Source organism: Shinella daejeonensis, from assembly GCF_024281235.1.
Taxonomy (GTDB): domain Bacteria; phylum Pseudomonadota; class Alphaproteobacteria; order Rhizobiales; family Rhizobiaceae; genus Shinella; species Shinella daejeonensis.
The window spans coordinates 1,197,683-1,215,699 of the sequence record NZ_JAHWXY010000001.1 but is presented as its reverse complement, the minus strand read 5'-3'; the positions used below and the strand labels follow the sequence as shown (position 1 = coordinate 1,215,699).

17 protein-coding genes are annotated in these 18,017 nt (G+C 65.2%); 15 read left to right on the top strand and 2 right to left on the bottom strand.

Going from position 1 to position 18,017, the window contains the following annotated elements:
- Positions 1-109 precede the first annotated feature (109 nt).
- The 7 genes from KYK29_RS05845 (at position 110) to KYK29_RS05815 (ending at position 6,886) form a co-directional block, all read left to right on the top strand.
- Complete coding sequence (locus tag KYK29_RS05845; protein WP_254689890.1) at positions 110-1,054, top strand: ABC transporter permease; 945 nt, start codon at positions 110-112, stop codon at positions 1,052-1,054.
- Positions 1,051-1,851 carry an ABC transporter permease gene (locus KYK29_RS05840; protein WP_254689889.1) on the top strand — a complete coding sequence of 267 codons (801 nt, stop codon included), beginning with the start codon at positions 1,051-1,053 and terminating at the stop codon, positions 1,849-1,851. Before KYK29_RS05845 ends, KYK29_RS05840 begins: the two co-directional genes overlap by 4 nt.
- Before the next feature lie 33 nt (positions 1,852-1,884).
- The gene (gene hisD / locus KYK29_RS05835) at positions 1,885-3,213 is read left to right on the top strand and encodes a histidinol dehydrogenase (protein ID WP_254689888.1); all 1,329 of its coding nucleotides are present in this window, start codon (positions 1,885-1,887) and stop codon (positions 3,211-3,213) included.
- Between the two features lie 4 nt (positions 3,214-3,217).
- Positions 3,218-4,231, top strand: a complete 1,014-nt coding sequence (locus KYK29_RS05830; protein ID WP_254689887.1) for a zinc-dependent alcohol dehydrogenase — start codon at positions 3,218-3,220, stop codon at positions 4,229-4,231.
- A gap of 204 nt (positions 4,232-4,435) precedes the next feature.
- A complete protein-coding gene (locus KYK29_RS05825; RefSeq protein WP_254689886.1) occupies positions 4,436-5,731 on the top strand; it encodes a phosphotransferase in 1,296 nt (431 codons plus the stop codon).
- Positions 5,732-5,814: 83 nt separating this feature from the next.
- Complete coding sequence (locus KYK29_RS05820) at positions 5,815-6,309, top strand: DUF2478 domain-containing protein (protein ID WP_254690093.1); 495 nt, start codon at positions 5,815-5,817, stop codon at positions 6,307-6,309.
- 85 nt (positions 6,310-6,394) lie between these two features.
- Positions 6,395-6,886, top strand: coding sequence for a GAF domain-containing protein (locus KYK29_RS05815; RefSeq protein ID WP_254689885.1), 492 nt, complete (start codon positions 6,395-6,397; stop codon positions 6,884-6,886).
- Between the two features lie 12 nt (positions 6,887-6,898).
- Here KYK29_RS05815 and KYK29_RS05810 read toward each other — a convergent pair whose 3' ends face one another.
- Positions 6,899-7,108: a TOBE domain-containing protein gene (locus tag KYK29_RS05810; RefSeq protein WP_254689884.1), complete on the bottom strand. Its 210-nt coding sequence runs from the start codon at positions 7,106-7,108 to the stop codon at positions 6,899-6,901.
- A 227-nt stretch (positions 7,109-7,335) separates the two neighbouring features.
- On the opposite strand from KYK29_RS05810, the gene ilvD reads away from it, so the two are divergent.
- The 5 genes from ilvD (at position 7,336) to KYK29_RS05785 (ending at position 12,413) form a co-directional block, all read left to right on the top strand.
- Complete coding sequence (ilvD, locus tag KYK29_RS05805; protein ID WP_254689883.1) at positions 7,336-9,009, top strand: dihydroxy-acid dehydratase; 1,674 nt, start codon at positions 7,336-7,338, stop codon at positions 9,007-9,009.
- A 99-nt stretch (positions 9,010-9,108) separates the two neighbouring features.
- On the top strand, positions 9,109-9,549 hold the full coding sequence (locus KYK29_RS05800) for a CopD family copper resistance protein (RefSeq protein ID WP_254689882.1): 441 nt from the start codon (positions 9,109-9,111) through the stop codon (positions 9,547-9,549).
- A 148-nt stretch (positions 9,550-9,697) separates the two neighbouring features.
- Positions 9,698-10,561 (top strand): D-amino-acid transaminase, encoded by an 864-nt coding sequence (locus tag KYK29_RS05795; RefSeq protein ID WP_254689881.1) that lies wholly within the window; start codon positions 9,698-9,700, stop codon positions 10,559-10,561.
- A gap of 65 nt (positions 10,562-10,626) precedes the next feature.
- On the top strand, positions 10,627-11,616 hold the full coding sequence (locus KYK29_RS05790; RefSeq protein ID WP_254690092.1) for a DmpA family aminopeptidase: 990 nt from the start codon (positions 10,627-10,629) through the stop codon (positions 11,614-11,616).
- Positions 11,613-12,413 (top strand): M55 family metallopeptidase, encoded by an 801-nt coding sequence (locus KYK29_RS05785; protein WP_254689880.1) that lies wholly within the window; start codon positions 11,613-11,615, stop codon positions 12,411-12,413. The genes KYK29_RS05790 and KYK29_RS05785 overlap by 4 nt, the downstream gene beginning before the upstream one ends.
- 36 nt (positions 12,414-12,449) lie before the next feature.
- On the opposite strand, the gene KYK29_RS05780 is transcribed toward KYK29_RS05785, so the two are convergent.
- Positions 12,450-13,397: a LysR family transcriptional regulator gene (locus KYK29_RS05780; RefSeq protein ID WP_254689879.1), complete on the bottom strand. Its 948-nt coding sequence runs from the start codon at positions 13,395-13,397 to the stop codon at positions 12,450-12,452.
- Positions 13,398-13,703: 306 nt separating this feature from the next.
- On the opposite strand from KYK29_RS05780, the gene KYK29_RS05775 reads away from it, so the two are divergent.
- The 3 genes from KYK29_RS05775 (at position 13,704) to KYK29_RS05765 (ending at position 18,015) form a co-directional block, all read left to right on the top strand.
- Positions 13,704-15,332, top strand: coding sequence for an amidohydrolase (locus KYK29_RS05775; protein ID WP_254689878.1), 1,629 nt, complete (start codon positions 13,704-13,706; stop codon positions 15,330-15,332).
- 57 nt (positions 15,333-15,389) lie between these two features.
- Positions 15,390-16,982, top strand: a complete 1,593-nt coding sequence (locus KYK29_RS05770; protein ID WP_254689877.1) for an ABC transporter substrate-binding protein — start codon at positions 15,390-15,392, stop codon at positions 16,980-16,982.
- Positions 16,983-17,079: 97 nt separating this feature from the next.
- Positions 17,080-18,015 (top strand): ABC transporter permease, encoded by a 936-nt coding sequence (locus KYK29_RS05765; RefSeq protein ID WP_254689876.1) that lies wholly within the window; start codon positions 17,080-17,082, stop codon positions 18,013-18,015.
- The last annotated feature ends 2 nt before the right edge of the window (positions 18,016-18,017 follow it).

The window sequence follows — 18,017 nt, the reverse complement described above, 5'->3', positions numbered from 1 at the left end:
GACCGGCGGAAGGGACTTTTTCGTCCCGGCGGCGCCCCGAAACGCATGGATGCAGCGTCCGCCGACGGGATTTGGGGGCGTGCGCGGATCAACGACGAAGGAATGCCAGATGAAACCGCCCCGTTCCGCCTACCCGTGGCACTGGAGAGTGCTGGATGTTCTTGAACGCGTTGTCGAGACAGCCTGGCCCCGGCGGTTCACGAAGGGGTTGCCCCATGCGATGCTGGTGCCGGTCGTCCTGCTCGTCGCGATCCTCATCGCCGGTCTCGTCGAGATGCTCGATTCCAGCTTCCGGGTGCTCGACACCAACACCTTCCTGATGTCCGACTTCTACACGCTGGACAATTATCGCCGGGCGCTGACGGAGAATTTCTTCCAGTCGGTGGCCACCAGAAGCTTCATCGCCTCCTTCATCGTGACGGCGATAACGCTCGTCGTGGCGGTGCCCTACGCCTATCTGATGGTGCGCACGCAAAGTCCCGCTCTGCGGAAATTCCTGCTCGTCGCCCTGTTCTTCCCGTTCTTCATCGGCGAGGTGGTGCGCGCCTACGGCTGGCTGATCATCCTGGGCAACCAGGGACTGGTGAACGAGTTCCTCGGCCTTTTCGGCCTGTCGTCCGTGCGGCTGCTCTACAATTATTCGGCCGTCATATTCGGCCTCGTGCAATATATGCTTCCCTTCGCGGTGCTGATGATCGCCCCGGCCCTGACGGCGATACCCGAGGAGCTCGAGGCGGCGGCGAATTCGCTCGGCGCCAACTGGATCAGGACCTTCCGCCATGTGGTGCTGCCGCTCGCCAGGCCCGGCCTCGTCGCCGGCGGGCTGGTGGTCATGACGCTGTCGCTCACCAATTTCGCCATTCCGGCGATGCTCGGCGGCGGGTCGCAGGACTTCATGTCGAACGTCATCTACGACCAGTTCTTCCGCACGTCCGACCAGGGGCTGGGATCGGCGCTTTCCATCCTGCTGGTCATCGCCGGTTCCATTCTGGTCGGCATCATATTCCGGCTGTTTGGAACCGGATCGCTGGCGATCAAGGGAGCGCGCAAATGACCGGCAGCCGCTCGAAGTCGATCATCATCTGGACATTCGTCATCGCCTCGATCGTCATCCTGTCGGCGCCGACCATCGTCGTTCTGGGCGCCTCCTTCACGGCTGGAAACATCATCACGTTCCCGCCGGAAGGTCTTTCCCTGAAATGGTACGGCACCATCTTCGGCGCGGCGGGGCTGCGGCAGGCCTTCCTGCGCTCCCTCTATGTGGCGACGATCTGCACGGCGATCTCGATCCCGGTCGGAACGCTGGCAGCGATCGCCCTGACGAAATACAAGATCCGGTTCGCCAACTCGATCCAGATCTACCTGCTTCTGCCGTTCACCATCCCGCTGATCAGCCAGGGTATCGGCATGATGCTGTTCTTCGGGGAGATGGGACTGGCCGGACAGCTCTGGCCGGTCGGCGTGGCGTGCAGCGTCATCAACATTCCGTTCATGATCTGGGCGGTGACGGCCAGCGCCAGCAACCTCAACCCCGACCTGGAACTGGCCGCCGCCAATTGCGGCGCCCCGCCGCTTCAGACGTTCCTCTATGTGACGCTGCCGGCGGTGATGCCGGGGGTCATTACCGGCTCCCTGCTGATGTTCATTCTCGCGCTCAACGAATTCCTGGTGAGCATGCTGCTGGTCGACGCGCGAAACGTCACGCTGCCGGTCCAGATCTACAACAACATCCGGTCGATCATCACCCCCGATCTGGCCGCCGTTTCGGTCGTCTTCATCGTCAGCGCGGGAATCGTGATCGCGCTTCTGGACCGGCTTGTCGGGCTCGACATCTTCCTGAAATCAAAGTGACGCCGGGCGTCGGAACCACCGAGGGATAAGAAAATGACCCATGTCTCCTTCCATGAATACAGCACGTTGAGCGCAGCGGAAAAAGCGGCGCTCCTGCGGCGTTCGGAAACCGATATTTCCGGCTTCATCGAGAAGGTCCGGCCGATCATCGAGGCGGTGAGGACCGAAGGCGACGCGGCTGTCGCGCGTTTCGGCCGCGATCTCGACAAGGCGGATGTCACCGAAAAGAACCTCAAGGTCACCCCGGCGGAGTTCGACGAGGCCTTCGGAAAGGTGGAGCGCGAGGTCGTTGAGGCCATCGAGTTCAGCATCGCCAACATCCGCAGCTTTCATGAGGAACAGAAGCCGGAAGCCATGTGGCTGAAGGAAATCCGCCCCGGGGCGTTTGCAGGAGACCGGTTCACGCCGATTTCCTCGGTGGCCCTCTATGTCCCGCGCGGCAAGGGCTCCTTTCCCTCGGTGACGATGATGACCTCCGTTCCCGCCGTGGTGGCGGGCGTGCCCAATCTCGCCATCGTCACGCCGCCTGCTCCCGACGGCTCCGTCGATGCCGCCACCCTGGTGGCCGCCCGGCTTGCCGGTGTGGAGACGGTCTACAAGGTCGGCGGCGCGCAGGCGGTCGCCGCCGTCGCCTATGGAACCGAAACGATCGGGCAGGCCCTGAAGATCGTCGGTCCGGGCAGCCCGTGGGTCGTCGCGGCCAAGCGCGAACTGGCCGGCATCATCGATACGGGCCTGCCCGCCGGCCCCTCCGAAGCGGTCATCTTCGCCGATGACACCGTCCACGGCGGGCTCGCCGCGCTCGACCTCCTGATCGAGGCCGAGCATGGCCCGGATTCCTCGGCCTATCTGGTGACGCACAGCCGGCGGGTCGCCGAGGAAGCGCTGGCGGCGCTGCCGGAGCACTGGGCCCGGATGAGCGAGCAGCGCGTCGCCTTTTCCTCGGCGGTTCTGTCAGGCCCGTGCGGCGGCATCGTTCTCACGGGGTCGATCGAGGAAAGCTACGCCTTCGTCAATGCCTATGCGCCGGAGCATCTGGAAATCCTGTCGGAGGATCCTTTCGCCCATCTCGGCCATATCACCGAGGCGGCGGAAATCCTGATGGGGCCGCATACGCCGGTCAGCATCGCCAATTTCGCGCTGGGGCCGAACGCCGTTCTTCCCACCAGCCGCTGGGCGCGCACCTATGGGCCGCTGTCGGTCACCGACTTCGTGAAGCGCAGTTCCATCGGTTATGTCACGAAGTCGGCCTATCCGCAGTTCGCGGCCCATGCGCACAGGCTGGCGGTCTACGAGGGATTTTCCTCTCACGCTCACGCCGTTTCGCCGGTTCGCGAGCAATACCTCGGGAAAAAGGGCTGAGCCGATGCGCGCGGTCAGATTATACGATCCGCTGGACCTGAGGGTGGAGGATGTGGATCCTCCGTCCGCGCCGCCGCCGGGGTTCGTGAACCTGAAGGTGCGGGCGGCGGGGATCTGCGGCTCGGACCTGCACAACTATCGGACCGGCCAGTGGATCACCCGGCGCCCGTCGGTTGCCGGCCATGAATTCTGCGGCACGATCGTCGCTGTCGGGGACGATGTCTCCGGCCTCCATGTCGGCGACACCGTCGCTGTCGATTCCCGCGTCTGCTGCGGCGCCTGCCCGGCCTGCACGAGCGGACGGGCGAACATCTGTGAAAAACTCGGCTTCGTCGGCGAGGTTTGCGATGGCGGTTTTGCCGAAGAGGTCCAGCTTCCGGCGCGGCTGCTCCTTCGCCATTCGCCTTCCGTCGGCGCGCGTGTCGCGGCCATGGCCGAGCCGCTGGCCGTCGCCTTGCATGCGGTGCGCCGTCTGGCGCTTCCCCGCGGAGAGCCGGTGCTGATCGTCGGTTGCGGAACCATCGGAGGGCTCTGTGCGCTCGCCCTTTCCCGCATGCACGACGGCCCCCTCTTGCTTGCCGACCTCAACAAGGAGCGGCTGCACCTGATCGGGACGGTGACGGGGGGAGCGCCGGTGAATCTGACGGGCGGTGCCGTCGAGGCCGCCTTGTCCGGGCGACGCCTGCGGTTCGCCATCGATGCGACCGGCAGCGTCCAGGCCATCGAGGCGGCGCTGAACCTTCTGGCGGGCGGCGGCTTTCTCGCGCTGGTCGGCATCAGCCATGGCCGCCTCGACCTCGATCCCAACCTTCTCGTGGAGCGCGAGACCGGCCTGCTCGGCTGCCATGCGTTCACCGACGAGCTTGCGGAGGCGGTCTCGCTCCTGCCCGAACTGTCGCCGGCGCTGGAGCAATTGTGCGAGCCGATCGCCAGCCTGGACGACGTTCCGGCAACCTATGATCGCCTGCTCAGGGGAGAATCCGCCAAACTCAAGTCGATCGTCGAATTTAGCGGATAGAGCATTTCCAGCAAAAGTGTGAAACGGTTTTGCGTCCGGAAATGCGGCTAGAACAAAGAACTGAAGCATTTCCAGCAAAAGTGTGAAGCGGTTTTGCGCCCGGAAATGCGGCTAGGACAAAGAGAGTGAGCGGTTCTGCCGGTTCTTGTGAAAACCGGAACCGCCAAGGCGCAGACAACCTCTTTCCGGTTTCGGGAGAACAGCATGACAGTCGTATCCAGCCGGACCGCCGAGATCCGGCGACGTTCAAAAAATGGCGACGGAAGCGCCGAACGGCTTCTGAAGGACCTGCTGCGGGACCTTTTCCGGATCGAGGCAAGCGATCTGAAGATCAACCACGATCAGTACAGCCTCAATTCCCTCAACGGCTTCTTCGATACGGCCGATGGCGAATTCTTCTTCAAGTTCCATCAGGAGGAGGGCGAGGAGGCGATGAGCGGCGAATATTATCGCGCCGATATCCTCGCGAAGGCGGGCCTGCCCGTCGATCAGCCGGTTTTGATGTCGGCCCTTCCCGGCGAGCAGATCCTCGTCTATCGCCGGCGTCGCGATCCGCGCTTTTCCGATGTGCTGCGGGTGCTCGACATGGAAGACGACGCCGCCTTGCGGGCGAAGGCCGTCGCCGCCGAGCGGGACCTCAACCGGGCGGTTCTGGCGGTCTATCTGCGGACGCTGCATCCGGTGACGGCCGGCGAAGTGGCGGCGGAACCCGTGCATCGCCTGTTTTTCGAACGTCTGGTCGATCCCGCAAACGGGACCTATCCCGGTGGGCGGTTCGGCAGCTTCTATGTCGATCGAACGTTCGCCTTTCCCGGCGTGACGCTCGACTGGCCGGAATTCTCCCGCCTGCGCTTCCGCATCAATGGCATCGAATATCGCGACAGCGTCGGTGACCTGTTCGATGCGGCATATGAACGGCTGGCACCGGCGCGACTGGCCGATGCCGGCGGCGTCACGGCCCATGGCGACGCCCATAATGCGAATGTCTGGTTCAGCGACGGCGGCGACCGGGCGGCGTTGTCCTTCTTCGATCCGGCGTTCGCCGGCGAGCATGTTCCGACGCTTCTCGCCGAAGTGAAGACGACGTTCCACAATGTTCTGGCGCATCCGTTCTGGCTTTATGATCCGGTCATCGCCGCCGACCGTTACGATGCGACGGCTCAGGTGCGCGACGGTGTGCTGGAGGTCACCAGTTCGTGGTCGCCGACCGCCGTGCGGCGGGACCTTCTCCAGGTCAAGGCCGAGGAGATGTGGCGTCCGCTGCTGAAGGAACTCGACCGGCAGGCGCTGTTGCCGGTCGACTGGCGGCGCGTCGTCCGGCTGGGGCTGTTCCTCTGCCCGACGCTGGTCATGAATTTGCGCGCCGATGTCACGACCCATAATGCCGCTTCCTCGCTCATGGGCTTTTCCATGGCGGTCATGGCGGGCAGCGAGCCGCTTGCCGGAACCGATTTCCTGACGGAGTTCTTCGATGCGATCGATCCCGGCCGGGCCGTTTGAACCCGCAAGCCGGTTCGATGGGACGGGCCGATCATTTCGTGCTATAGGCCGGTTATCATGGATCGACAGAGAACCATAGGCGTATCGCCAATCGTGAAGGCTCGGATTCCCAGGCGTTGCTATCCCGTGCGGCGACGGCCTGGCGCATGGCGGGCGTGAAAGTCGCCGGCGTGCTTGCCGAGGAGGATGGCGATGCCGTCTGTGCGGCGGGGTTCCTTTGCGTCATCGGCTCGGGAAAGCGGTTTTCGATCCAGCTCGATGCGGTTCCGGCGGGGACGAGCTGCCATCTCGACAGTCGTGGCGTGGAGGCGGCCTGCGCCGAGGTGCTTCCCCTCATCGCCACGGCCGATGTCGTCATTCTCAGCAAGTTCGGCAAGCTGGAAGCGATGCGACAGGGGCTGTGGCCGGCCTTCGAGCGCGCGCTGGCGGCAGGCAGGCCGCTGCTGACGACGGTTTCCCCGAAGCATGCGGCGGCGTGGCGGGGCTTTGCGCCGGACGCGGAATGGTTGCAGCCGGCCGAAGGCTCGATCAGGCAATGGTGGGCCGTCGCCGGCGGAGGCTCCGCGCAGGCATCGTGACGGGCCGGTTGCGATCGCGTTCTTGCCGGAAGCCGCCGACGGGTCTATCGCTCGTCCTGACGACAGTTCTTCCGAGGACCTGCAAATGCACGATATCCGAAAAATCGCGGCCGTGGACAAGCCCGGCTTCTACCGCGAACTTCTCGCTCAGGCCGAGGGCCTGCTTGCCGGCGAACGGGACGCCATCGCCAATGCCGCCAATCTTTCCGCCCTGATTTACGAGGCGCTCGACGACATCAACTGGGCGGGGTTCTATTTCCTGAAATCCCCTGGCGAACTGGTGCTCGGACCGTTTCAGGGCAGGGTCGCCTGCGTGCGCATCCCGGTCGGCAAGGGCGTGTGCGGCAATGCCGTGGCCAGCCGGCGGAGCCTGCTGGTGCCCGACGTCCACGCCTTCACGGGACATATCGCCTGCGATGCGGCCTCGCGCTCGGAACTGGTGGTGCCGCTTCTTCGCGACGGCACGGCTCTCGGCGTGCTCGATCTCGACAGTCCGACGCAAGGACGCTTCACCGCCGGGGATCAGGCGGGGCTGGAGGCGCTTGCCACACTCTATGTCGCGGCAAGCGATTTGTGAGCGGGCAACCGGTCAGTCGACCGCGACCATGACGTCCGACGCCTTGACCACGGCATAGGCCTGTCCGCCGACCGCCAGTCCCAATTCGTCGACGGCCTCATTGGTGATCGATGCCGTGACAACCGCGCCGTTCGCCACTTCGATACGGACATGAGCGGTGGTGGCACCTTTCGTCACTTCGACAATCTTGCCCTCGAGGCGATTGCGTGCGCTGATTTTCATGCGTTGCTCCTGAACACTATGGGTCGCCCCTTCTCCATAGCACGGCGGGCCGTCGATCGGCCACGGCCTTCCTCCCTCGCGTTCGTGCAAAAGTGTCTCGCTTTTCGAAGGTGGTTCCCGTCCGTCGGAAGAGGCTCGGCAGGCGGCAAATCTCTTTGTGTTTTTCCGTCCGGGGGGTAGTCTTGAAGGGCTGGCCGATCGGCCCCCGCCCGCAGTCGAGGTTTTCCATGCCCTTCAACGAACGTTCAAAGCATATCACCCAGGGAATAGCCCGGTCGCCCAACCGGGCCATGTATTATGCGCTTGGCTATGAGAAAGCCGACTTCGACAAGCCGATGATCGGCATAGCCAACGGTCATTCCACCATCACGCCCTGCAATGCCGGTCTCCAGCCACTGGCCGATGCGGCCGTCGACGCCATCAAGGCGGCCGGCGCCAATCCGCAGGTCTTCGGCACGCCGACCATCTCGGACGGCATGTCGATGGGTACGGAGGGCATGAAATATTCCCTCGTCTCGCGCGAGGTTATCGCCGATTGCGTCGAGGTTTCCGTTCAGGGCCAATGGATGGACGGCGTTCTGGTGATCGGCGGCTGCGACAAGAACATGCCCGGCGGCATGATCGGCATCCTGCGCGCCAACGCCCCGGCGATCTACGTCTATGGCGGAACCATCCGCCCGGGCCGCTGGAAGGGAGAGGACCTGTCCATCGTCTCGGCTTTCGAGGCGGTCGGCGCTTTCATGGCCGGCACCATGAGCGAAGAGGATTTCACGGGCATCGAGCAGAACGCCTGTCCCTCGACCGGTTCCTGCGGCGGCATGTATACCGCCAACACCATGAGTTCCTCCTTCGAGGCGCTCGGCATGTCGCTTCTCTATTCCTCGACGATGGCGAACCCGGATCAGGAAAAACGCGACAGCGCCGCGGAGTCCGGCCGTGTGCTCGTCGAGGCGGTGAAGCGGAATATCCGCCCGAGCGACATCATCACCCGCAAGTCGATCGAAAACGCGGTGGCGCTGATCATGGCGCTCGGCGGCTCGACCAACGCGGTGCTTCATTATCTCGCCATCGCGCATGCGGCAGAAATCGACTGGACGCTTGACGACTTCGAACGCATGCGCCGCAAGGTGCCGGTGCTGTGCGACCTGAAACCTTCGGGACGATACATGGCGGTCGACCTGCATGCCGCCGGCGGCGTGCCGCAGGTGCTGAAGATCCTGCTGACGGCGGGGCTGATCCACGGCGATTGCCTGACCATCACCGGCCGCACGCTCGGCGAGGAACTGGCCGATGTGCCGGCCGAGCCGCGTGCCGACCAGGATGTCATCATGCCGATGTCACGACCGATCTATCGCGAGGGCCATCTCGCCATCCTCAAGGGCAATCTCGCCGAAAAAGGCGCGGTCGCCAAGATCAGCGGCCTGAAGAGCCCGGTGATCAGCGGGCCGGCCCGGGTCTTCGACGACGAGGAGAGCGCCATGGAGGCGATCCTTGCCGACCGTATCCGGCCCGGCGACGTGGTGGTGCTGCGTTATCTCGGGCCAAGGGGCGGGCCGGGCATGCCGGAGATGCTGGCGCCGACCTCGGCGCTCGTTGGTCGCGGCCTCGGCGAAAGCGTCGGCCTCATCACCGACGGGCGCTTTTCCGGCGGCACCTGGGGCATGGTCGTCGGCCATGTCGCGCCGGAGGCCTATGTCGGCGGCACGATCGCCCTCGTCGAGGAAGGCGACACCGTCACCATCGATGCGCACCGGCTGCTGTTGCAGCTTGAGGTGGACGCGGCGGAGATCGCCCGTCGCCGCGCGGCCTGGGAGCCGCCGCCGCCGCGCTATACGCGCGGCGTGCTGGCCAAGTTCGCGGCGCTGGCGCGTCCCGCCGATGAAGGCGCCATCACCGGATAGGGTGAAAATCCGCCGCCACGCGGTGGGACCGTCTCTCGCCGTGGGGGCGGTCACCGGCCGGCGACGGACAGGTGGAGTTTCCACGGCGCGGGGTTCCCCATGAGCCATTTCGTTCTCGTCACGCTGCATCTTTTCGCGGCCATCCTGTTCGTCGGAACCGTCTTCTTCGAGGTTCTGTTTCTCGAAGCCGTGCGCGGGCCGGTCGGGCGGGAGGCCATGCGCCCGGTGGAAGCGGCGATCGGCCGTCGCGCACGCCGGCTGATGCCCTTCGCGATCGCCGTTCTCTATGGGGCCGGCATCGCCATGGCCTGGCAATATCGCGGCGATCTCGCGCAGCCCTTCTCCTCCAGCTTCGCCACGCTCCTGTCGCTCAAGATCCTTCTGGCGCTGAGCGTGCTGGCGCATTTCGTTACCGCCGTCACATTGGCCGCCCGTGGCCGATTGCGGCTGCGGCATTCCCGCCTCATCCATTTCAGCGTCTTCGGCCATGTGGTGCTGATCGTCTTCCTCGCGAAGGCCATGTTCTTCATCACCTGGTAGCTCGCCCGCCCGCGCTGTCTGCCGCCCAAGCCTTTGTAAAATAAGGAGTCAGGCGATTTTTGCATGACCCTTTGCCCAAATTGAATTGGTCAGCCGCCGCAAGCCGCAGCAATGTTCCGCGCCAGGAAAACACGCTTGCGAGGAACCGATGGACAGGATCGTCTATGTGCACGGGAGTTTCGTCCCCGAGAAGCAGGCGCGCATCAGCCTGTTCGATCGCGGCTTCCTGTTTGGAGACGCCGTCTACGAGGTGACGGCGGTGATCGGGGGGCAACTGATCGACAACGATCTGCACCTTGCCCGCCTCGAACGCTCGCTGGGGGCGCTGGATATTCCGATGCCGCTTTCCCGGCGCGAGATCGAGACCGTCCAGTCCGTGCTTCTCGCTCGTAACGGCCTGACCGACGGTTTGATCTATCTTCAGGTCTCGCGGGGCGAGGCAGACCGCGATTTCCTCTATCCCGTCGGGATGCGGTCGACGCTCATCGGCTTCACCCAGGCCAGGGTGCTGACGGGCACGAAGGCGCAGCGCGAGGGTATTTCGGTGGGGCTCGTCGCGGATCCGCGCTGGCGCCGCCGCGACATCAAGACCACGATGCTGCTCGGGCAGGTGATGGCGAAACAGGCGGCGCGGGCGCAAGGCTTCGACGACGTCTGGCTGGTCGAGGACGGTCTGGTGACGGAAGGCGCTTCCGCAACGGCGCATATCGTCACCGCCGACGGACGGATCCTGACCCGCCCGCCGTCGCAGGCGACGCTGCCGGGATGCACCCAGCGCGCGCTGGCGCGGCTTGGCGCGGCGCATGGGATCGTGATCGAGGAACGGGCCTTCACACCCGAGGAGGCGCAGGCGGCGGCGGAGGCGTTCCAGACGTCCGCCTCCAACCCGGTGTCGCCGGTCGTCCGGATCGGCGACCGGGTGATCGGCGACGGCCGGCCCGGCCCCCTGACCCGGCATCTTCTGGCGCTCTATCTGGAGGCGGCGGGCCTTGCGGCGGGGGACATGCGGTGACGGAGCCGGTGGAAAAGAGGAGGACGGCGCGTGACCTTGGGCTCATCCCGCCAGGCCGGCTGGCGATGGGGCCGGAAAACGCCGTGACCGACGTGCCGGGCGTGGCGGTCGGTCATCGTTCGCTCAGCGGCGACGGCATCGTTACCGGGGTGACGGCGGTGGTGCCGCATCCGGGCGATCTCTTCCGGCTGAAACCGCGCGCCGCCGTCGAGATCATCAACGGCTTCGGCAAATCGGCCGGCCTGATGCAGGTGGCGGAACTCGGCACCATCGAAACGCCGATCCTGCTGACCAATACCTTCGGCGTGGCGGCCTGCACGGATGCGCTGATCCGCCGGGCCATCGCCGCCAATCCGGCGATCGGGCGGAAGACCTCCACCGTCAATCCGCTGGTCTGCGAATGCAATGACGGCGCGATCAACGATATCCAGGCGATGGCGGTGACGGCGGCGGACGCCGACGCGGCGATCGACGCCGCCCGGCCGGGGCCGGTGGAGCAGGGGGCGGTCGGCGCCGGATCCGGCATGACGGCCTTCGGCTTCAAGGCCGGCATCGGAACGGCCTCGCGGCGGATGCGCGTGGAAGGACATGATTTTACGCTCGGCACGCTGGTGCTGGCCAATTTCGGCGGTGCTGGCGATCTCGTCCTTCCCGATGGCCGGCGGCCGGATCCGCGTGCCGACGCCAGTCCCGAACGGGGCTCGGTCATCGTGGTGATGGCGACGGACCTTCCGCTCGGCGACCGGCAGTTGCAGCGCGTCGCAAGGCGCGGCGGGGCCGGGCTTGCCCGGCTCGGGGCCTTCTGGGGCAATGGCAGCGGCGATATCTGCCTGTGCTTCACCACTGCCGATCCGGTCGAGCATGCGCCGGCGACAGCGGTCTTTCAGCAGGCCCGGCTTTCCGACGGGTTCATCGACATGGCCTTTCGCGCTGCCGCGGAAACCGTGCAGGAGGCGGTGCTGAACGCGCTCTGCGCGGCGCCTGCCATGCCGGCGCGCAACGGTCGCCTCTATCCTGCTCTCGCCGACTGGCTGAAGGAGAACCCGCTGCCATGAAAGTCTTCATTTCCGCCGATATCGAAGGCACGGCCGGCATCGCCCATTGGGACGAGGCCGAGCACGGCCATGCGGACTGGGCCGAATTCCGCGCGCTGATGACCGGGGAGGTGGTCGCCGCCTGCGAGGGCGCCCTTGCCGCCGGAGCAACCGAAGTGGTGATCAAGGATGCCCACGACAGCGGCCGTAACCTCCTCCTCGACCGGTTGCCGGATTATGTCCGGATCGTCCGGGGCTGGTCCGGTCATCCCGACGAGATGATGTTCGGCATCGACGCCGGTTTCGCCGCGGCGATCTATACGGGCTATCATTCGAAGGCGGGCAGCGAGGCCAATCCGCTCGCCCATACGTCCAACCTGCGCATATCGCGGCTGCTTTTGAACGGTGAGGTCGCCTCGGAGTTCACGATCAACGCGCTTTGCGCCGCGGGCTACGGCGTGCCGTCGGTGTTCCTCGCCGGTGACGCCGGCATCTGCGCGGAAGCCCGCAGGCTGGTTCCGGGGCTTGCGGCCGTCGAGACACTCGACGGCAAGGGTCGCGCCTCGACCTCGCTTGCGCCGGCCTGGTCGCGCCGGCTGATCCGCGAAGGTGTCGCGGCGGCGCTGGCCGGCGATTTCACGCGGGCCCTTCCCGAACGGGCGGAACGTTACGAGGTGGTGATCGAGTTCAACAATCCGACCGATGCCTATCGGGCCGGATGGTATCCCGGCGCAACGGCGCACGGTCCACGGGCGGTCGCCTTCGAGAGCGCCGATTTCGCAGAGATCCTGCGAGCGCTCCTCTTCCTGAAGGTGTAACGCCGGCCTCTCCTTTTGCAACGCCGATAGCCGGCGTCATGAAAGGCCGGCGGCCGGCTCCAGCGATTGCCTTGCGATACGCCACAGGTCCTCGACCTTGCGGCTGCGGCCGCCGGCGTGGCGGTAGAGGCGGATTTCCAGATCGAGGTTCCACCCTCCGTCCGCCGAGGCGGGCACGAGACGGCCTGCCTCCAGTTCGTCGCGGGCCAGGCTTTCCGGCAGCCAGCAGACGCCGGCGCCGGTCACGGCCATGTTCATCAGCCCGGCGCTGATCGTGTTCTCATGCGTGGTGCGGCGGCGGAAGGGCGGGCGGCGCAGTAGGAGGCGTGACAGCGCGACGCCGAAGAACGAATTGAAGCCATAGCTGAGATAGGGAATGGCAAGCCGCGGCTGCGCGATGGCGCGGTCGAGAAGGTTGAGCCCCGGCTGCGGGTTGCCGGCGACCGTCACCCGTTCCGCCACCAGCGGGATCAGCCGGTCATGGGCAATGGTCAGGGAAGCGAACTGCCCCCGGTCGAGATGGAACGGCACTTCGGCATGGGCGTAGGTGAGGAAGAAATCCGCCTCGTCGCCGACGAGCGCATCGAGGTTCGCCTCTATGCCGCCACGGTCGGGGATCAGCGACGTGCTGAAGGAACCGCCCGTATTCTCGAGCCTCTTCAGCCATTGCGGAAAGAAGGTGACGGTCAGCGTGTGCAGGGCGGCAAAGCGGATGAGGCCCGGCTCATATGAGGGCCGCAGCGCCTCGCGCGCCGCATAGAAGGTGCGGATCGCCTCCTGGGCGACCGGCAGGAAACTCCGCCCCGCCGCCGTCAGTTCGGCCGGCATGGTGGCGCGGCTGATGAGGGTCGCCCCGAGCCAGCTTTCGAGCTGCTTGATCCGGCGGCTGAAGGCCGGCTGGGTCACGTTGCGCAATTCGGCCGCGCGCGAGAAACTCGATGTGTCGGCGAGCGTGACGAAATCCTCGAGCCACTTGATTTCCATGCCGCCGTTCCTCTTCCGCTGACGCGCCTGCCCTGCTGAAAGGATCATAAGTGTTTCATTTGAAATAGATATGCAGAATTCGCATGGGATTTTGCCAAAAGCGAATTGGCCAAGCTCCTCGCAAGCTTCCACGGTGAGGCGGGAGGACGGCGTGCCTGGTCTCGTGGAGGCGAAACCGGACATGCTGCAAGATAAGGATGAGCCGTACAGGTCCTGTCGCGCGGCGCGAAGGCGCGGCGCCGTTCTCCCCGTAAGCCGGCGCGCCGGTATGGCAGGAGCCCGCAAGGGCCGAGGAAGGGGCGGGGAATGGCAGTCAGGGTCGAGGCCGATCTTATCCTGCATAACGGCCGCATCTGGTGTGGCCGGCAGGAGGGCGTGAGCGAAGCGCTTGCGATATGGCAGGGCAAGGTTCTCGCCACCGGCCGCGATGCCGACATGCTGGAACTCAAGGGGCTGCGTACCGAGGTCATCGATCTGGAGGGCCGTTTCGCAAGCCCGGGCCTCATCGACAATCACCTGCATCTGATCTCGACCGGCATGATGATGGGCTGGGTCGATGCCACCCCGGCGGCCGCGCCGACGCTTGCGGCGCTCATGAAGCGGATTTCAGACCGCGCGGCGACGACTCCGAAGGGCGGCTGGGTCCGCGCCCGCGGCTACGATCAGGTCAAGCTCGATACCGGCCGGCACCCGACGCGCGAGGATCTCGACCGCGTGGCGCCGGACCACCCGGTGCTGCTGACGCGCGCCTGCGGCCATGTCTCCATCGCCAATTCGCGCGCATTGGAACTTGCCGGCATCACCGAGGCGACGCCGGTGCCGGACGGCGGCTTGATCGGCGTCACGGCCGGCCGGCTGAACGGCTTTCTGGCCGAGAACGCCCAGAACCTCGTCAAGGCGGCGATGCCGGAGGCGACGGTCGAGGATCTCGTCGAGGGTATCGAACGGGCGGGACGGCACCTGCTCTCCTTCGGCATCACGAGTTGCATGGATGCGGCGGTCGGGCATATCGCGGGCTTTGCGGAGATCCGGGCCTATCAGGTGGCGAAGCTCGCCGGACGCCTGCCCGTGCGGGTCTGGCTGACCCTGCTCGGCGATCCGGGCGCGTCCATCGTCGAGGATTGCTGGCGTGCGGGGCTCGTTTCGGGCGTCGGTGACGACATGCTGCGGATCGGCGGCGTCAAGGTCTTCCTCGACGGCTCGGCGGGCGGGCGCACGGCCTGGATGAGCAAGCCCTATGAGGGTGAGCCGGACAACCTCGGCGTGCAGATGCTGCCGGACGCCGAGGTCGAGGCGATCGTCAAGGCCTGCCACGACCGGGGGTATCAGATGGTCTGCCACGCCATCGGCGACGGGGCGATCGAACAATTGGTGACCGCCTATGAGAAGGCGCTTGCGGCCAATCCCGATCCCGACCGCCGCCATCGCGTCGAGCATTGCGGCTATGCGACCCCGCAACAGAACGCGCGCATGAAGGCTGCGGGCATTCTGCCGGCCCCGCAGATGGCCTTCATCCACGATTTCGGCGACAGCTATATTTCCGTGCTCGGCGAGGAACGGGCCATGCAGTCCTATCCGATCGGCACATGGACGCGCATGGGGCTCAAGCCCTCGACCGGATCGGATTCGCCGGTCTGCTCGCCGGATCCCTTCCCGAACCTTCATGCGATGATCACCCGCCGCACCGGCAAGGGCACGCCGATGGGCGACGCCGAGACGCTGAGCCGGGAGGAGGCGCTGCAAGCCTATACCGAAAACGGGGCCTTCTCGCAGAAGGCCGAAATGGTGAAGGGGCGGCTTGCGCCCGGCCAGTGGGCCGATATCGCCGTGTTCGACAACGATCTTCTGACAGCGCCGCCGGAAACCGTCCTGTCGGGCACGCGCTGCCTGCTGACCCTGCTCGCCGGCCGCGTCGTCCATGACGCGCGAGGCTGACGCGGCCGGAACGACCAATCGAAACGAAGCCGGAAACGGTAAAAAGGGGAGAACGGAATGCTGAAACGATTGACATTCGCCGCGATGCTCAGCCTCGGCGTGGCCAGCGTGGCGCTTGCCGAGGGCGAACGCCACGGCGGAACGCTGGTCTTCACCGCGCCTTATGGATCGAGCTTCGCCACGCTGGACGTCCAGGCGAGCCCCAATACGCAGGAGGAGTTCATCACCCAGGCCATTCACCGGGGGCTCTACAGCTGGGATTCGATCGGCAACAAGCCGGTACTGGAACTGGCGACCGCGCAAGACGTATCCGAGGACGGGACGGTCTATACCTATCACCTGCGCGAGAATGCCGTCTTCCACAACGGCAAGCCGCTGACGGCCGACGACATCATCTACAGCTACAAGCGGATCGCCAGTCCCAAGAACGCCTTTCCGGGCGCGAGCTTCATCGCGGTCATCAAGGGCGCGGACGACTATATCGCCGGCACGGCGGAGGAGATTTCCGGCCTCCGGAAAATCGACGACCATACGCTGGAGATCACCTATACGGGGCCGATCAACCCCGGCTTTCCGCTGATGCAGAACACGACGGTCATCTATCCGTCGAACGTCGAGGACGAGTCGGTTTTCGGTAAGGACCCGGTCGGTCTCGGCGCCTTCGTCTTCAAGGAGCATGTGCCGGGCTCGCAGGTCGTGGTCGAGAAGTTCGACAAATATTACGAAGAGGGCAAGCCCTATCTGGATCGGGTGAATATCGTGCTGATGGCCGAGGATGCCGCGCGCGACGTGGCGTTCCGTAACAAAGAAATCGACGTTTCGGTCCTCGGTCCCACCCAGTATCAGGCCTATCAGGGCGAAGAGGCGCTGAAGGATCAACTGCTGGAGGTGGCCGAGGTCTATACCCGCAATATCGGTTTCAATCCCGCCTATGAGCCCTTCAAGGACAAGCGGGTGCGCCAGGCGATCAACCATGCGATCAATGCGCCGCTGATCATCGAACGCCTCGTCAAGAACAAGGCCTATCCGGCAGCCGGCTGGCTGCCGATCTCCTCGCCCGCCTTCGACAAGGACAAGGCGCCTTACGATTTCGATCCGGACAAGGCCAAGGCGCTGCTTGCCGAGGCGGGTTACGCCGACGGTTTCGAATTCGAGGTGACCGCCAGCCCGAACGAGAGCTGGGGCGTGCCGATCGTCGAGGCCATTCTGCCCATGTTGCAGAAGGTCGGCATCACCGTGAAGCCGAAGCCGGTCGAAAGCTCGGCGCTCGGCGAGGCGGTGACGACCAACAACTTCCAGGCCTTCATCTGGTCGAACCTGTCCGGTCCCGATCCGCTCAATGCGCTGCGCTGCTATTATTCGAAGACGGCGCAGTCGGCCTGCAACTATACGAGCTTCGCCAACGCCGAATTCGACAAGCTCTACGAGGCGGCGCAGCAGGAGCGCGATCCGGCCGCGCAGAACGATCTCCTGCGCCAGGCCAACAATATCGTGCAGGACGAGGCGCCGGTGTGGTTCTTCAACTACAACAAGGCCGTCATGGCCTATCAGCCGTGGATTCACGGGCTGGTGCCCAATGCGAACGAACTGGCGGTCCAGCCTTACGAGGAGATCTGGATCGACGATACGGCGCCCGCTTCACGCAAATAGGCTTGAGCGTTCATGCCGGCGGCGGGAGAACCCTGCCGCCGCCGGCCCCGAAACGACTGTCGCGCCCGTTCCGGGCGAATAAAACGGAACCGCGCCCATGCTTCGCTTCACCCTGCGCCGGATCTTCCAGATCATTCCCACGGTCATCGTCGTGGCGCTTTTGATCTTCGTCATCTTCTCCGTCGTCCCCGGCAGCTTCGCGGCAAGCCTTTTTGCCGATGGCCGGCGGGCCGCCGACCCGCAGCTGATCGCCCGCCTGAACGAGGAATTCGGCCTCGACAAGCCGGTGATCGAGCGCTTCGTCGCCTATGTTTCCGATCTTGCCCGCTTCGACCTGGGCACGAGCTTTCGCACGCGCCAGCCGGTGATCGATCTCATCAACGACCGCATGTGGGCCTCGCTGCAACTGGCGATCGCGGCCATGGTCTTCGCCCTGGTCATCGGCGTACCGCTTGGTTTCCTGGCGGCCCTGCGCCCCGGATCGGTGCTCGACACCGTGACGATGGTGGGCGCGGTTTCGGGGCTTTCGCTGCCGCAATTCTGGCTCGGCCTGCTGCTGATGTATCTCTTCGCGCTGCAACTCAACTGGTTGCCGAGCTTCGGCTATGGCGACGGGTCGTTCCGCAATCTCATCCTGCCCGCCGTGACCCTCGGGGTGACGCCGCTCGCGCTTCTCGCGCGCACCACGCGCGCGGGCGTTCTCGATGTGCTCAATGCCGAATTCATCCGCACCGCCCATTCCAAGGGCATGAGCGAGATGAAGGTGGTGCGCTGGCATGTGGCGCGCAACGCGCTCGTGCTGATCGTCACGACGGTCGGCCTGCAATTCGGATCGCTGATCGGGCAGGCGGTGGTCATCGAGAAGCTCTTCGCCTGGCCCGGCATCGGCTCGCTTCTGGTGGACAGCGTGGCGATCCGCGATATTCCCGTCGTGCAGGGCACGATCCTCATCATCGTGCTGTGGTTTCTTGTCATCAACACCGCCGTCGATCTGATCTATGCCGCGATCGATCCGCGCATCAAGCAGGAGTGAGG

Excerpts from the sequence above, each read along its gene's own strand:
- hisD (WP_254689888.1), top strand. The coding sequence starts at position 1,885 with ATGACCCATGTCTCCTTCCATGAATACAGCACGTTGAGCGCAGCGGAA.
- KYK29_RS05765 (WP_254689876.1), top strand. The coding sequence starts at position 17,080 with ATGCTTCGCTTCACCCTGCGCCGGATCTTCCAGATCATTCCCACGGTC.
- KYK29_RS05815 (WP_254689885.1), top strand. The coding sequence starts at position 6,395 with ATGCACGATATCCGAAAAATCGCGGCCGTGGACAAGCCCGGCTTCTAC.
- KYK29_RS05780 (WP_254689879.1), bottom strand. The coding sequence starts at position 13,397 with ATGGAAATCAAGTGGCTCGAGGATTTCGTCACGCTCGCCGACACATCG.
- KYK29_RS05800 (WP_254689882.1), top strand. The coding sequence starts at position 9,109 with ATGAGCCATTTCGTTCTCGTCACGCTGCATCTTTTCGCGGCCATCCTG.
- KYK29_RS05785 (WP_254689880.1), top strand. The coding sequence starts at position 11,613 with ATGAAAGTCTTCATTTCCGCCGATATCGAAGGCACGGCCGGCATCGCC.
- KYK29_RS05825 (WP_254689886.1), top strand. The coding sequence starts at position 4,436 with ATGACAGTCGTATCCAGCCGGACCGCCGAGATCCGGCGACGTTCAAAA.
- KYK29_RS05840 (WP_254689889.1), top strand. The coding sequence starts at position 1,051 with ATGACCGGCAGCCGCTCGAAGTCGATCATCATCTGGACATTCGTCATC.
- KYK29_RS05845 (WP_254689890.1), top strand. The coding sequence starts at position 110 with ATGAAACCGCCCCGTTCCGCCTACCCGTGGCACTGGAGAGTGCTGGAT.
- KYK29_RS05830 (WP_254689887.1), top strand. The coding sequence starts at position 3,218 with ATGCGCGCGGTCAGATTATACGATCCGCTGGACCTGAGGGTGGAGGAT.
- KYK29_RS05795 (WP_254689881.1), top strand. The coding sequence starts at position 9,698 with ATGGACAGGATCGTCTATGTGCACGGGAGTTTCGTCCCCGAGAAGCAG.
- ilvD (WP_254689883.1), top strand. The coding sequence starts at position 7,336 with ATGCCCTTCAACGAACGTTCAAAGCATATCACCCAGGGAATAGCCCGG.
- KYK29_RS05810 (WP_254689884.1), bottom strand. The coding sequence starts at position 7,108 with ATGAAAATCAGCGCACGCAATCGCCTCGAGGGCAAGATTGTCGAAGTG.
- KYK29_RS05790 (WP_254690092.1), top strand. The coding sequence starts at position 10,627 with ATGGGGCCGGAAAACGCCGTGACCGACGTGCCGGGCGTGGCGGTCGGT.
- KYK29_RS05775 (WP_254689878.1), top strand. The coding sequence starts at position 13,704 with ATGGCAGTCAGGGTCGAGGCCGATCTTATCCTGCATAACGGCCGCATC.
- KYK29_RS05770 (WP_254689877.1), top strand. The coding sequence starts at position 15,390 with ATGCTGAAACGATTGACATTCGCCGCGATGCTCAGCCTCGGCGTGGCC.